This window comes from Nocardioides lentus (assembly GCF_039529515.1).
GTDB lineage: Bacteria > Actinomycetota > Actinomycetes > Propionibacteriales > Nocardioidaceae > Nocardioides > Nocardioides lentus.
Map to the genome: position 1 here is coordinate 549,427 of NZ_BAAAMY010000004.1, position 14,041 is coordinate 563,467.

At 75.2% G+C, this 14,041-nt stretch carries 13 protein-coding genes; 7 read left to right on the top strand and 6 right to left on the bottom strand.

What is annotated here, in order from left to right:
- Positions 1–61 precede the first annotated feature (61 nt).
- Positions 62–562, top strand: a complete 501-nt coding sequence (locus ABD158_RS09370; protein ID WP_344006416.1) for a MarR family winged helix-turn-helix transcriptional regulator — start codon at positions 62–64, stop codon at positions 560–562.
- 124 nt (positions 563–686) lie between these two features.
- Complete coding sequence (locus ABD158_RS09375; RefSeq protein WP_344006418.1) at positions 687–1,535, top strand: Bax inhibitor-1/YccA family protein; 849 nt, start codon at positions 687–689, stop codon at positions 1,533–1,535.
- 88 nt (positions 1,536–1,623) lie between these two features.
- On the opposite strand, the gene ABD158_RS09380 is transcribed toward ABD158_RS09375, so the two are convergent.
- Positions 1,624–2,640, bottom strand: coding sequence for an SGNH/GDSL hydrolase family protein (locus ABD158_RS09380; RefSeq protein ID WP_344006420.1), 1,017 nt, complete (start codon positions 2,638–2,640; stop codon positions 1,624–1,626).
- A 44-nt stretch (positions 2,641–2,684) separates the two neighbouring features.
- Here ABD158_RS09380 and ABD158_RS09385 point away from each other — a divergent pair, with 44 nt between their 5' ends.
- A complete protein-coding gene (locus ABD158_RS09385) occupies positions 2,685–4,106 on the top strand; it encodes a cystathionine beta-synthase (protein WP_344006422.1) in 1,422 nt (473 codons plus the stop codon).
- A gap of 16 nt (positions 4,107–4,122) precedes the next feature.
- Here ABD158_RS09385 and ABD158_RS09390 read toward each other — a convergent pair whose 3' ends face one another.
- Positions 4,123–4,968: an ABC transporter substrate-binding protein gene (locus tag ABD158_RS09390; RefSeq protein WP_344006424.1), complete on the bottom strand. Its 846-nt coding sequence runs from the start codon at positions 4,966–4,968 to the stop codon at positions 4,123–4,125.
- Between the two features lie 70 nt (positions 4,969–5,038).
- Between ABD158_RS09390 and ABD158_RS09395 the strand changes: the two genes are divergently transcribed.
- Positions 5,039–5,833, top strand: a complete 795-nt coding sequence (locus ABD158_RS09395) for a TSUP family transporter (protein WP_344006426.1) — start codon at positions 5,039–5,041, stop codon at positions 5,831–5,833.
- A 41-nt stretch (positions 5,834–5,874) separates the two neighbouring features.
- Complete coding sequence (locus ABD158_RS09400; protein ID WP_344006428.1) at positions 5,875–6,930, top strand: YihY/virulence factor BrkB family protein; 1,056 nt, start codon at positions 5,875–5,877, stop codon at positions 6,928–6,930.
- On the opposite strand, the gene ABD158_RS09405 is transcribed toward ABD158_RS09400, so the two are convergent.
- Genes ABD158_RS09405 through ABD158_RS09420 form a run of 4 tightly spaced genes read right to left on the bottom strand, consistent with a single transcriptional unit; the run spans position 6,927 to position 10,949 of the window.
- Positions 6,927–7,340 carry a YchJ family protein gene (locus ABD158_RS09405; RefSeq protein WP_344006430.1) on the bottom strand — a complete coding sequence of 138 codons (414 nt, stop codon included), beginning with the start codon at positions 7,338–7,340 and terminating at the stop codon, positions 6,927–6,929. The two genes, ABD158_RS09400 and ABD158_RS09405, sit on opposite strands and share 4 nt — an antisense overlap.
- Positions 7,341–7,357: 17 nt before the next feature.
- Positions 7,358–8,038 (bottom strand): VTT domain-containing protein, encoded by a 681-nt coding sequence (locus ABD158_RS09410; protein WP_344006432.1) that lies wholly within the window; start codon positions 8,036–8,038, stop codon positions 7,358–7,360.
- Entirely contained in the window at positions 8,035–8,811 is a 777-nt protein-coding gene (locus ABD158_RS09415; RefSeq protein WP_344006434.1) for an MBL fold metallo-hydrolase, read from the bottom strand. The genes ABD158_RS09410 and ABD158_RS09415 overlap by 4 nt, the downstream gene beginning before the upstream one ends.
- Positions 8,808–10,949 (bottom strand): phage holin family protein, encoded by a 2,142-nt coding sequence (locus ABD158_RS09420; protein WP_344006436.1) that lies wholly within the window; start codon positions 10,947–10,949, stop codon positions 8,808–8,810. Before ABD158_RS09420 ends, ABD158_RS09415 begins: the two co-directional genes overlap by 4 nt.
- A gap of 179 nt (positions 10,950–11,128) precedes the next feature.
- Here ABD158_RS09420 and ABD158_RS09425 point away from each other — a divergent pair, with 179 nt between their 5' ends.
- Both ABD158_RS09425 and ABD158_RS09430 read left to right on the top strand, forming a co-directional pair.
- Entirely contained in the window at positions 11,129–12,547 is a 1,419-nt protein-coding gene (locus ABD158_RS09425; protein ID WP_344007012.1) for an MFS transporter, read from the top strand.
- A 76-nt stretch (positions 12,548–12,623) separates the two neighbouring features.
- Complete coding sequence (locus ABD158_RS09430; protein WP_344006438.1) at positions 12,624–14,030, top strand: MoxR family ATPase; 1,407 nt, start codon at positions 12,624–12,626, stop codon at positions 14,028–14,030.
- Positions 14,031–14,041: the final 11 nt, after the last annotated feature.

A 14,041-nucleotide genomic window follows, 5' to 3' on the forward strand; every position in this document is an offset into this window, starting at 1 on the left:
CCGTCCCGCTCCGTGGCCGACCGCTCCGCCGGAGACGGGTGGCGGCCCTACACTCCGCCGCGTGACGACCGGAGCCCACGACGACCCCGAGACCCTCGGGCGCGACGGCCTCGGCCTGCTGCTCCAGGTGACCACCCTGCTGAGCGCGGACATGGCCCGCGGCCTGCCCGCCCGCGGCCTCACCCAGGCGCGCGCCAGCCTGCTGTGGATCCTCGGCGAGCAGGGCCCGCAGACGCAGCGGGCCCTGGCCGACGAGCTCGGCGTGAGCGCGCGCAACGTCACCGGCCTCGTCGACGCCCTGGTCGAGACGGGCTTCGTGACCCGCGAGGCGCACCCGGCCGACGGCCGGGCGGTGCTGGTCACCCCCACCGCCCGTGGCACCTCGGAGCTCGCCGCCATGGCCGCCGAGTACGACGGGCTGGCCGCGCGCCTGTTCGGCGGCATGTCGCCGACCCGGCTCGCGGGGCTGGTCGAGGGTCTGGCGGACGTCGTCGGCGAGCTCCACGAGGCCCTCGACGTCGACATGCCGTTCCCGCCGGAGCCGCCCCGCGGCGACGCCTGACGACGCCCGCCACCGGGAACACCGGGCCCCCGTTCCTCGTTGTTTCCTGTGAAGCCCCGATACGATGGGGCCCAGGCGTGCCGCCACCGCAGGCGGCCACCATTTCGGCCTCGAGGAGAGACTGATGCGAAGCAACAACCCGGTGTTCAACCGTTCGCCCGAGTTCAACGGACAGCGCGGTGGACAGGGCGCCGGCGCCCCCTACGCCGCCTACGGGCAGCAGGGCTACTCCGACCCGTCCTCGTGGGACGTCGCCCAGGGCGGCGGCTACGGCGCCCCGCAGGCACCCATCTCCCGGATGACCGTCGACTCCGTCGTGCAGAAGACCGCGTTCACCGTCGGTCTCGCCGTCGTGGTCGCGTTCCTCACCTACGCCCTCACGCCCTCGCTGGAGGAGCCCAGCGGGTTCGCGCTCGCCGGCGCGGCCGCCACGATCGGCGGTCTGACCGCGTTCGGCCTGTCGATGGTCAACTCGTTCAAGCGCGAGGTCAGCCCCGCCCTGGTGCTGGCGTTCGCCGCGGTCGAGGGCCTGTTCCTCGGCGGCTTCACCAAGCTGATGACGGCGGTCGCGGACGGCATCATCGTCCCGGCCGTGTTCGGCACCTTCGCGGCCTTCGCCGCGACGCTGACCGTCTACCGCGTCTTCGACATCAAGGTCGGTGACAAGTTCCGCAAGGGCGTCATAGCGGTGATGTTCGGCATGGTCGCGCTGTCGCTGATGGAGTTCGTCCTCAGTTTCTTCGGCGCCCAGATCGGCCTGTTCGGCCTCGGCGGCCTCGGCTTGGTCACCGCCGTCGTCGGCCTGGTGCTCGGCGTGTTCATGCTGATCCTCGACTTCGACTTCGTGGAGAAGGGCATCGCCGCCGGCCTCCCGGAGCGCGAGTCGTGGCGCGCCGCGTTCGCGATGACCGTGAGCCTGGTGTGGATCTACACCAACCTGCTCCGCCTCCTGGCGATCCTCAACCAGGACTGAGCGACCCGCTCGACACGACGAGGCCCCGACCGCACCGCGGTCGGGGCCTCGTCGCACGTCCGGGTCCGCCCGGGGCGGGGGTGCGGCCTCAGGCCGACGCGTCCTCGCTCGGCTGGGGACCCTCGGCCTCGCCGTGGGGGTGGCGCCGCCGGTGGCGCAGCTCGACCCAGCGGCCCCGCACCCCGAGGCGGTGGCCGCGCACCTCGGTGCCGCCCAGCTCGGTGCCCGGCTGGCGCACGGCGGCGACCGCGGCGCGGGCGACCGGCATGACGCCCTCGCCGCGCAGGCCGTCGGCGTGCACCTCCGCCTCCGGGATCAGGCCCAGGGCCGCGAGCACCGAGGGCAGCAGCACCCCGACGAGCGAGCGGTAGCCGTCGGCGGAGGGGTGGAACTGGTCCGGGCCGAACAGCACCGCGGGCGCGGCCTCGAACTCGGGGCCCAGGATCGAGCCCAGGGACACCGTCCGCCCGCCCGCCTCGACCACCGCGATCGTCTGCGCCGCGGCGAGGCGGCGGGACCACGCCCGCGCCACCTGCTTCAGCGGGGGAGCGATCGGCTTGATGGTGCCGAGGTCGGGGCACGTGCCGACGACGACCTCGACGCCCGCGTCGCGCAGCCGTCGTACCTGCTCGACGAGGTGGCGCACCGACTGCGACGGCGGCACGGTGTGGGTGACGTCGTTGGCGCCGACGAGGATGACGGCGAGGTCCGGCTCGATCAGCAGCGCCGCGTCGACCTGGGCCGCGATCTGGCTGGTCTGGGCGCCGACCCGGGCGAAGGAGCGCAGGTAGACGCGGCGGTCGGCCTCCCGTGAGAGCCCGGAGGCCAGGAGGGCCCCCGGGGTGTCCTCGACCCGGTCGACGCCGTAGCCCGCCGCGCTGGAGTCGCCGATCACGGCCACGCGGTGCGCCGGGCCGGGCCTTGTGCGGCCGTACCAGCCGGTCGCGTCGGGCGGCGGCTCGTCGCGCGGGGTGCCGATCGTGCGGCGCGCGAGCGAGGCCTCGGCCTTCAGCACGCCCCACAGCCCGGCGCCGACGACGGACACGCCGCCGCCGCCGAACGCGGCGGCCGACGCGAGCTTCCGGGCGGCAGCGGCTTTCCCCACGGGCCACAGACTAGTGATGGCCCCGGAGCCCCTAGTCTCGCCTCATGCAGTACGTCGACTCCGTCCTCGACCTCATCGGCGACACCCCGCTGGTCCGGCTGCGCCACGTGCTGCACGACCCGGACGCCCCAGGCGCCGCGGACCCGACCGGGGGTCCCGCGCTGCCCCTGGTGCTGGCCAAGGTCGAGTACCTCAACCCGGGCGGCTCGGTGAAGGACCGCATCGCGACCCGCATGGTCGAGGCCGCCGAGGCGGAGGGCCTGCTCCGGCCCGGCGGGACGATCGTCGAGCCGACGTCCGGCAACACCGGCGTCGGCCTCGCGATGGTCGCCCAGGAGAAGGGCTACTCCTGCGTCTTCGTGTGCCCCGACAAGGTCAGCGAGGACAAGCGCAACGTGCTCCGCGCGTACGGCGCCGAGGTCGTGGTGTGCCCGACCGCGGTGGCCCCCGAGCACCCCGACTCCTACTACAACGTCTCCGACCGCCTCGCGGCCGAGCCGGGGGCCTGGAAGCCCGACCAGTACTCCAACCCCCACAACCCGCGCTCCCACTACGAGACCACGGGCCCGGAGATCTGGGCGCAGACCGAGGGCCGGATCACCCACTTCGTCGCGGGCGTCGGCACGGGCGGCACCATCTCGGGCGTCGGGCGCTACCTCAAGGAGCAGAACCCCGACGTCCAGGTCGTCGGCGCCGACCCCGTCGGGTCGGTCTACTCCGGCGGCAGCGGGCGCCCCTACCTGGTCGAGGGCGTCGGCGAGGACTTCTGGCCCGACACCTACGACCGCACCGTGGCCGACCGGATCATCGCGGTCTCCGACGCCGACTCCTTCGCGTTCACCCGCCGCATGGCCCGCGAGGAGGCGCTGCTGGTCGGCGGCTCGTGCGGGATGGCGGCGTACGCGGCGGTGCAGCTCGCCCACGAGCTGGCGGCGGAGGGCCGCGACGACGCGGTCGTCGTGGTGCTGCTGCCCGACTCCGGCAAGGGCTACCTCGGCAAGGTCTTCGACGAGGAGTGGCTGAGCCGCTACGGCTTCGCGACGGGCTCCGACGAGACCGCCGGTCGCACGGTCGAGGACGTGCTGCGCGGCAAGGACGGCCGCCTGCCCGACCTGGTCCACACCCACCCGGGGGAGACGATCGCGGAGGCCGTCGCGATCCTGCGCGAGTACGGCGTCTCGCAGATGCCGGTCGTGCGCGCCGAGCCGCCCGTGGTCGCCGCCGAGGTGGCGGGGTCGGTCTCGGACCGCGATCTGCTCGACGCCCTGTTCGCCGGCACCGCACGTCTCGCGGACCGGGTCGAGGACCACATGTCGCCGCCGCTGCCGACGATCGGGTCGACCGCCTCGGCCGACGAGGCCGTGGCCATGCTCGAGAGCGCCGACGCGTTGCTGGTGCAGGCCGACGGCAGCCCGATCGGCGTGCTCACCCGCCAGGACCTGCTGGGCCAGCTCGGCCTCTCCTGACCCGCCTCGGGGCGGCTCAGGGGTGCAGGGCCGCCGCCAGCTCCTCGACGCCGTCGACGAGCCGGGGGCCGGGGCGCACCCAGTGGGCGTCCGCGTCGACCGGGTGCAGCCGCGCGCCGGCGGGCACGAGCCCGGCGTCGCGCAGGTCCGCGGCCATCGCCGTGGTCGCCTCGAGCCCGTAGCCGCAGGCCGCGACGACGACCACCTCGGGCTCGCACGCGGCCAGCGCCTCCCACGTCGTCCGGCCCGAGCGGGCGCCGGCGGTGCCGAGCACGCTCAGCCCGCCGGCGGCGGTGACCATGTCGGGCACCCAGTGGCCCGGCGCGTACGGCGGGTCGGTCCACTCCAGCACCGCCACCCGGGGCCGGCGTCGGCCGGCGACCCGGGCGGCGACGGCGTCGAGCCGGGCCCGGAGCCCGGCGAGGACGGCGTCCGCCTCGGTCCGACGACCCAGCGCGGCGCCGACGGCGACGACGGAGGCGAGCACCTCCTCGAGGGTGTGGGGGTCCACGGTCAGCACGTCGGCGCGGCAGCCGAGGTGGCTCAGCGCGTCGTCGACGGTGCCGACGTCGACGGCGCACACGGCGCACAGGTCCTGGGTCAGCACCAGGTCCGCGTCCAGCCCGGCGAGCGCGTCGGCGTCGAGCCGGTAGAGGTCCTCGCCGCGCCCCGCGGCGGCCGCGACCCAGGCGTCGATCCCGGCCGGGTCGAGGCCCGCGGGCATCGTGGAGGTCGACACCACCCGCCGGTCGCGCGCCTCGGGCGGGAAGTCGCACTCGAAGGTGACGCCGACGAGGTCGTCGCCGGCGCCGAGGGCGAAGACGACCTCGGTCGTCGAGGGGAGCAGGGAGACGACGCGCACCCGCCCATCATGGCCGCCCGCGGGTGAGGCGGCGCCGGGCGCCTCCTCGCGGGGTGAGACCCTGCGGCACGTGACGTTGCTGGCCGGACCCGAGGTGCCGCTGTCGGTCCTGGGGCTGCTGGTCCTGGCCGCCGTGACCGCCGGCTTCATCGACTCCGTGGTCGGCGGCGGCGGGCTCGTGCAGCTGCCCGCGCTGCTCGTCGCGCTGCCGGGGGTCAGCCCGGTCGAGATCCTCGCCACCAACAAGCTGGCCTCCGCGATGGGCGTCACGGTCAGCTCGGCGACCTACTACCGCCGGGTCCGGCCCGACCCGCGGGTCTTCGGGCCCATGATGCTGATGGCCTTCGCGGGGGCGGCGGGCGGCGCGCTGGTGGCGTTCTGGATCCCGCGCTCGGCGTTCGACCCGATCGTGCTCGTGGTCCTGGTGCTCGTCGGCGCCTGGGTGCTGCTGAAGCCGTCGGTCGGCGTCGAGACCGAGCTGCGCCTCGAGGGTCGCCGCCACACCACGGCCGCGATGCTCGTCGGCCTCGTCATCGGCTTCTACGACGGGGTGCTGGGGCCGGGCACCGGGTCGTTCCTGGTGGTGGCGCTGGTCAGCCTGGGCTACAGCTTCCTCGACGCCTCGGCCAACGCGCGCCTGGCCAACTGGGCGACCAACGTCGCCGCGCTGGTGGTCTTCGTGCCGCAGGGCGCGGTGCTGTGGGGCGTCGGGCTGCTGATGGGGCTCGGCAACGTCCTCGGCGCCTACGTCGGGGCGCGGCTCGCGGTCTCGCGGGGGGCGGGCTTCGTGCGGGCGTTCTTCGTGGCGGTGGTGGCGGCGTTCGTCGTCCGCATCGGCGGCGACGTCCTCGGCGTCTGGGGCTGAGTCCGGCCGCGGCGGGGCGAGTGGGGCAGTACCGTTCTGCCGTGGCCAAGGTGGTGGACGTCCTGGACCGGGGACAGCGACGGTTCCCGCCCGTCTCCATGCCCCTGGCGACGGTCTACAAGTACTTCGACGACCAGGGCAGCTACCTCGCGGCCGTCATCACCTTCTACGCCTTCATCGCGATCTTCCCGATGCTGCTGCTGGCCACCTCGATCCTCGGCTTCGTGCTGCAGGGCAACCCCGGCCTCCAGGCCACGATCCTCGACTCGGCGCTCAGCAACTTCCCGATCGTCGGCGAGCAGCTCGGGCGCCCCGAGGGTCTCCAGGGGTCGTGGACCGCGGTGGTCGTGGGTCTGCTCGGCGCCCTCTACGGTGCGCTCGGGCTGGGCCAGGCCATCCAGAACGCGATGAACGTCGCGTGGTCGGTGCCGCGCAACAGCCGCCCCAACCCGTTCCTGCTGCGGCTCAAGAGCCTCGTGCTGCTCCTCACCGCCGGGATCGCGGTCCTGGCCGTCACCGTCGTCTCCGCGATCGGCAGCTCGACCGAGGTGTTCGGCGGCGCCGTCGACGGCGGGCTGGCCGTCCTGATCCGGGTCGCCACGGTGGTGGTGATCGGCCTGATGCTCACCGTGCTGTTCCGCCTCGCCGCCGCCCGCCAGCACAGCTTCCGCGCGGCCATGCCCGGGGCGTTCACGGTCGCCGTGCTCTGGCTCGGCCTGCAGTACGTCGGCACGGTCTACGCCACCCGCGTGCTCGGCGAGACCAGCAACATGAACCAGACGTTCGGCCTGGTGCTCGGTCTCTTCGGCATCATCTACATCGCCTCGATCGCCGCCGTGCTGGGCATCGAGGTCAACGTCGTGCTGGCCCGCCGGCTCTACCCCCGGGCACTGCTCACGCCGTTCACCGACGCCGTCGACCTCACCGAGGCCGACCGCCGCGCCTACACCGGCTACGCCCGCGCGCAGCGGCACAAGGGCTTCGAGCGGGTCGAGGTCGTCTTCGACGACGACGTCGAGACCGAGGTGCTCCCGACGCAGGAGGCCCGGCCGCCGCGCCTCTCCGCGGTGCCCGACCCCGGGCAGGACACGGCCTAGTCGGGCGGGGTGCCGTCGAGGTACACCCAGCGGCCGCCGCGCCGTACGAAGCGGCTGTGCTCGCGCAGCACCTCGGGCCCGGTCGGCCCGTCGTAGCGGGCGGTGAAGGTGACCGTGCCCTCGGTGTCCTCCGGGCCGTCGCCGCCGGTCGTGGCGTGGACCTCCAGCCCGCGCCAGGACAGCGCGTCGTGCGCGGTGACCCGCGCGGGGCGGGTGCGGGGGTGCCAGGTGCGCCAGAGGTGGTCGGTCTCGCCGAGCGCGTACGCCGAGTAGCGCGACCGCATCAGGGCCTCCGCCGTCGCCGCGGGCGCGCCGTGGTGCAGCGGACGGCAGCAGCCGCCGTACGTCGGGCCCCCGCAGGGGCAGGGGTCCTCGGCGCCCCGCGCGACCCGACCCAGTGCTCCCGACACGCCGACGATCCTGCCGCTCAGGCCGGGGTGCGGACCAGGCGGGTCCGGACCCGGTCGACGACGAGCCGCACGCCGCGCACGACCACCGTCAGCGCCAGGGCGCCGACGAGGGCGACCACGAGCGCGACGCGGTCGTCGGGCACGACGGCGCTGCCGAGCACGCCGACCGCGGCGTACACCGCCGACCACAGCGCGGCCGCGGCCACCGCGGCGCCGACGAACCGCTGCCACGGGTAGCCGGTGAGCGCGGCGACCATGAGCACGGGGATCCGGCCCCCGGGGACCAGTCGCGACACGAGCAGCGTGCGGACCTCGTGGCGCTCGATGCCCTCGCGCAGGCGCAGCAGCACGCCCTCGTCGTCCTCGTCAGCCTGGTCGTCCCCGTCGTCCCCCTCGTGGTCGGTCCCGGCCCGGTCCCCGCGTCCCGTCCCGTCCGCGACCTGGCGCCACCAGCCCATCCGGCGCGCGAAGGGCACGCCCGCCGTGGCGAGCACCCGGTAGACGACGACGTCGCCGGTCCAGGCCGCGACCGCCCCGACCGCGACCACCACCAGCACGAGCAGCGCCTGCTCGTGGCCGGCGAGGACGGCGGCGCTGCTCACCGCGGCGCCGGTGGGCAGGACGGGCACGACCGCCCCGAACGCGACGACGCCGTAGAGCACGAGCAGGGTGACCGGCGTGATCTCGGCGCTGCTCACGCCCGCACCGCCCGGGTCTCGCCGGGGGTCAGGAGCAGGCCGCGGGCACGGTCGCCCAGCGCGGCGACGAACCGCTCCCCGGGCGTGACGAACAGCCGGTGGTGGACGCCGGGGGCGACCCGCTCGAGCCCGGTGGGCCAGAACGTGCCCCAGTGCACGGGGACGGCGGCCGCGGCCAGGGCCGCGGCGACCGCGTCGGCGGCCTGGGCGGGGTCGAGGTGCTCGGGGCCGAGGCTGGGCCCCCAGCCGCCGACCGGCACCAGCGCCAGGTCGACGGGTCCGGCGGCGGCGAAGTCGGGCCCGGGCCCGGTGTCGCCGGGGAACCAGAACGACCGCCCGGCCCGGTCCACCCGGAACCCGAGGGCGGGGCCGCGCCGTCGCGACCACGGCAGGCGCCTCCCGTCGTGGTGGGCCTCCAGCACGCGCACGACGCAGCCGGCGACCTCGAGCACGTCGCCCGGGTCCACCTCGTGGACCTCGCGCCGCGGCGCGCCGGGTCCGCGCACGAGCGGGCCGGCGCCCCGGGGCACGACGACGGGCGCGGCGGCGTCGACACGGGCCAGCGAGGGCAGGTGGAGGTGGTCGGCGTGGAGGTGCGAGACCAGGACCAGGTCGGCCTCGCGGGCCGCCGGGGCCGGGGTGGGGGTGTGGCGGCGCAGGTGCGCCAGCCGGCCGACCAGCAGCGGGTCGGTGAGGACGCGGACGCCGGCGAGGTCGACGCTCGCGGTCGCGTGGCCCCACCACGTGACGCGCAGGCCGTCGGGTGCGCTCACGCGGGCAGCCTCGCGGACCGCTCGTCCCGGTCGTCACCGGTGCCTCCGGTCTCACCGGTGCCGCCGCCCGGGTCGGTGCGGCGCAGGCCGTGCTGCTCGAGGCGGGCGACCATCGCGCGGTGCACCTCCAGGCCGGTGAGCGCGCGACCGAGGGGCAGCGGCCAGCCGGTCGGGTGGACCACGAAGGCGGAGGTCTGCCAGCCCCCGAGCCCGCCGTGGGAGCCGACGAGCTCCTCGAAGGCGACGACCTCGTCGAGCGACGGGTCGCAGCGGCCGAGGAGCACCAGGTCGCCGACGTGGTGCTTCGTCTCCAGCTCCCGCAGGTCCGCGGCCGGGTCGCCGGCGTACGGCGCCAGCGGGTCGGCGCCGGCCCCGGCCGGCTCCTCGCCCGGGGTCAGGACGCGCCAGCCGTGGGGGCCGTCGACCCGCAGCACACCGGCGGCGTCACGGGTCAGGACGACGCCGACGCCGGGGTGCTCGGCGAGGGAGCGCACCAGGCCCGGGCACGCGCCCTCGACGGCGTCGCGGTCGAGGCGGCCGGGCAGGTCGGTGAGGTAGACGTGGGCCAGGCAGCCGGACGCCGCGACGACCAGCGACGCGGGGTCGGTCTCGGTGGCCGCCGGCGTCGCGAGGCGCGGCACCCCGCCGCTGCCGGAGGCGACCGTGCGCGCCGCCCGGCTCATCAGCCGCCCGTGGCCCCGGCCGCTCTCGAGCAGCAGCGTGGCGGGCCCCCACGGCTCGACGGGCCGCACGTCGGAGGTCGCGGAGGTGCTGCGGACCGCCAGCTCCTGCACGACCTCGGTCAGGGTGCGCCCGACCACCTGGGCGAAGGTCGGCCCCTGCGCCTGCCCGTGGTCGGAGACCACCGCGATCTCGTAGCGCCGCCCGACACGGGAGGCGACCTCCTCGAAGAACGCGAGCACCCGGTCGAGGCTCTCGAGGGTCCGCATCGACTCCGGGCGCGAGGGCCCGGCGTGGTGGGCGACCTCGTCGTAGTCGACGAAGTCCACGTAGACGACCGGGGCGCCGCGGGTCATCTGCTCGGCGACGACGCTGACGTTGAGGTCGCGCAGCACGACGGTGGTCAGGCCGCGCAGCAGCACGAAGGTGCCGCCGCGCCGCACCCGCGGCACCACGTCGCGGCGGCGCTGGCGCCGGCCCTGGTGGATCTCGGTCAGCATCTGGCCGGCGAAGAGCGTCAGCGAGCGCAGGAAGCCGGTCCGGGCGGTCGCGAAGCGGGCCATGCCGGGCTCGGAGCCCGGCAACCGGGCGCGGCTCATCGTCAGGTGGCAGGTGGGGGCGTCGCCGGAGAACAGGTTGGACACGCTGACCCCGCCGTCGGCGAGCAGGCCGCGTCCGTCGGTGAAGCCGCGCTCGACCTCCGCGGCGTCGGCGGGACGGTTGCAGACCAGCATCCGGCCCGCCTCCTTGTCCCACCAGCGGAACGACGGGACCGCCGCGACCTCCCCGTGCAGCAGCACCGCCTGCCCGGCCGGGGTCGTCGACGGCACACCGGTGTGCCAGCCGCGCAGCCGGTGGTCGCCGGAGCGCAGCCAGCGCGACAGGGTCGGCATCGCGCCGGAGGTGACGGCCTGGCGCAGCAGCGGCTCGCTGACGCCGTCGAGCTGCACCACCAGCAGGCCCGTGCCCTCGGAGCCCGGGGTGCGGGTCGAGCGGGCGGCGCGGCGCAGCAGCTGGCCGAGGAAGGCCTCGTCGCTGCTGGCGTCCACGAGCCAGTTGACCCCGGCGGCCGCGACCGCGGCGCCCCAGGACACGACCACGACCTCGAGCACGCTGAACGGCTGCACGGTCGGCACCAGCTCGAGGGCGAGCCACAGCACGAGGGCCTGGGCGAGCACGCCGGCCAGCAGCAGCCCGAAGACGCCGGTCAGCACCGTCAGCCGGGTCAGGAACGGACGCAGCAGCGCCCCCAGCGCGAGCACGCCCACGGCGAGGGCCGCGACCGACTCGGCGCCGCGGGTGACCTGCGTGCCGGGCAGCGCCCACAGCGCCACGGTCAGCGCGAGGAACGACACGGCGAAGGACCGCAGCACGCCCAGCGCCCACGACCAGGTCGACCTCAGGCCCCCCAGGGTGCGGCGCGCGGGACGCGGTCGGCGAGACGGCGTCGTACCCATCGCCACATCGTAGGAGCCCCCGGCGACGCCCGCCCCCGGGGAATACCGCGCGCGCCCGGCGCCTTGGACGCTAGGGCCCGCTCGCGTGTCCGTCCCGTCCGAGCACCACCCCCGTACGACGAGAAGGAGCCGATCCCATCCACGCGCGCGGAGACCACCGGATCACGTTCGCGGTGCTGATGGTGGCGGTGGCCTCGTTCACGCTGCTGCAGTCGATGGTGATCCCGGTGCTCGGCCAGCTGCAGGTCAGCTACGACACCGACCAGGCGACGGTCTCGTGGGTGCTCACGTCGTACCTGCTCGCGGCGTCGGTCGCGACCCCGCTGCTCGGCCGCCTCGGTGACGTGGTCGGCAAGCAGCGGATGATGGTCGTCACGCTCGCCGCGCTGTCGGTCGGCTCGCTGCTGGCGGCGCTCGCCCCGAGCGTCGGGTGGCTGATCGCCGCCCGGGTCGTGCAGGGCGCCGGCGGCGGGGTGCTCCCGCTGTCGTTCGGCATCATCCGCGACGAGTTCCCCCGCGCGAAGGTCAACGGGGCCCTGTCGATCATCGCGTCCCTGGCGGCGGTCGGCTTCGGCGTCGGGATCGTCATCGCCGGCCCGATCGTCGACACGCTCGGCTTCCACTGGCTGTTCTGGCTGCCCATGATCGTGACCGGTGTCGCCGCGGCCGCCACGCTCCTGTGGATCCCGCAGCAGCGGGTCCGTGGCTCGGGCCGCCTCCCGCTGGCGCCCGCGGTGCTGCTGGCGGTGTGGCTGGTCGCGATCCTGCTCGGCGTCAGCCAGGGCAACACCTGGGGCTGGACCTCGCCGGTCGTGATCGGTCTCCTGGTCGGCGGCGTCGCGCTGATGGGCGTGTGGATCTGGCTCGAGCACCGCGTCCGCGTGCCGCTGATCGACATGCACATGATGCGACGCCGCGGGGTGTGGACGACCAACGTCGTCTCCTGCTGCGTCGGCTTCGGGCTGTTCGCGTCGTTCGGGTTCCTGCCGCAGTTCCTGCAGACCCCGCCCGAGGCGGGCTACGGCTTCGACGCCTCGATCTCGGAGTCCGGCTGGTTCCTCGTGCCGTCGGCGATGGCGAGCTTCGCCATCGGCTTCGTCACCGCGCGCCTGGTGCGCGGTCTCGGGGCGCGCACCGTGGTCACCACGGGCGCCCTGCTCACCGGCGTCGCGTTCGGCCTGATCGCGCTGTGGCACGACCAGGCGTGGCAGATCTACGCCTGGACCACCCTGCAGGGCATCGGGTCGGGCCTGGTGTTCTCGAGCCTGGCCGGTGTCGTCATCGCCTCCGTGCCCGCCGGGCAGACCGGCGTCGCCAGCGGCATGAACGCCAACATCCGCACCATCGGCGGCTCCCTCGGCTCCGCGGTCATGACCGGCATCGTCGTCGGCCACGTCGGCGCCACCGGGCTCCCCAGCGAGGGCGGCTACACGATCGGCTTCCTCGTGCTCGCCGGCGCGATGATGCTCGCGGCCGTCGCCGCGGTGTTCATCCCCGACATCCACGACCAGCCCGACGACGGCCCCGAGGAGAGCCCGGGGGACCGGGACGCCGCGGGCGCCGACCCCGCGGACGTCGGGGGCCTGCGGGCGGCGTGACCGCGCCGGCCGTGAGGGGTCGCCGTCCCGGTCGTCGACCTCGACGCGTCTTGGCCGCCGACCTACGGTGGAACCTGTGAGCCTCGCAGCCGACCACCGCCCCGCCGACCTGCCCGCCACCGTGGGCCAGCTGCGTGCCGGCGGGCACGAGCAGAAGCCGCTGCGCACCGAGATCCGCGACAACCTCCTGGCCGCCCTGCGCGAGGGCCGCGACCCGTGGCCGGGGCTGCACGGGCTCGAGGACACGGTGATCCCGCAGCTCGAGCGCGCGCTGATCGCCGGGCACGACATCGTGCTGCTGGGCGAGCGCGGCCAGGGCAAGACCCGGCTGCTGCGCACGATGGTCGGGCTCCTCGACGAGTGGACGCCGGTGATCGCCGACTCCGAGCTGGGCGAGCACCCGTACGAGCCGATCACCGTCGGCTCGCGCCGTCGCGCCGCGGAGCTCGGGGACGAGCTGCCGGTCGCCTGGCGCCACCGCGATGAGCGGTACGCCGAGAAGCTCGCCACCCCGGACACCTCCGTGGCCGACCTGATCGGCGACGTCGACCCGATGAAGGTCGCCGAGGGGCGCTCGCTGGGCGACCCGGAGACCATCCACTTCGGGCTGATCCCGCGCAGCCACCGCGGGATCGTCGCGATCAACGAGCTGCCCGACCTCGCCGAGCGGATCCAGGTCGCGATGCTCAACGTGATGGAGGAGCGCGACATCCAGATCCGCGGCTACGTGCTGCGGCTGCCGCTGGACGTCCTCGTCGTCGCCAGCGCCAACCCGGAGGACTACACCAACCGCGGGCGGATCATCACCCCGCTCAAGGACCGGTTCGGCGCCGAGATCCGCACCCACTACCCGACCGAGTTGGGCGCCGAGGTGGCGGTCGTGCGCCAGGAGGCCGACCTCGTCGCCCGCGTGCCGGACCACCTCCTCGAGGTCCTGGCGCGCTTCACCCGCAACCTGCGCGCCTCGTCGTCGGTGGACCAGCGCTCGGGGGTGTCCGCCCGGTTCGCCATCGCCGGCGCCGAGACGATCGCCGCCGCCGCGCTGCACCGCGCGACCCGGCAGGGCGAGGAGGACGCCGTCGCCCGCGTGGTCGACCTCGAGACCGCCGTCGAGGTGCTCGGCGGCAAGATCGAGTTCGAGACCGGCGAGGAGGGCCGCGAGTCCGAGGTCCTCACCCACCTGCTCCGCACCGCGGTCGCCGAGGTGGTCCGCGCCCGGTTCCGGGGCATCGACTTCGCGCTCCTCGTCGACGCCATCGAGTCCGGTGCGATGGTCACCACCGGTGCCCAGGTCACCGCCCGCGACTTCCTCGCCGGGCTGCCCGTGCTCGGGGAGTCGGACCTCTACGACAAGGTCTGCGACGCGCTGGGGGCCGGCGACGACGGCGAGCGCGCCGGCGCGATCGAGCTGGCGCTGGAGGGGCTCTACCTCGCCCGCAAGGTCGGCAAGGACACCGACGGCACGGAGACGGTCTATGGCTGAGCGCGCGGGCG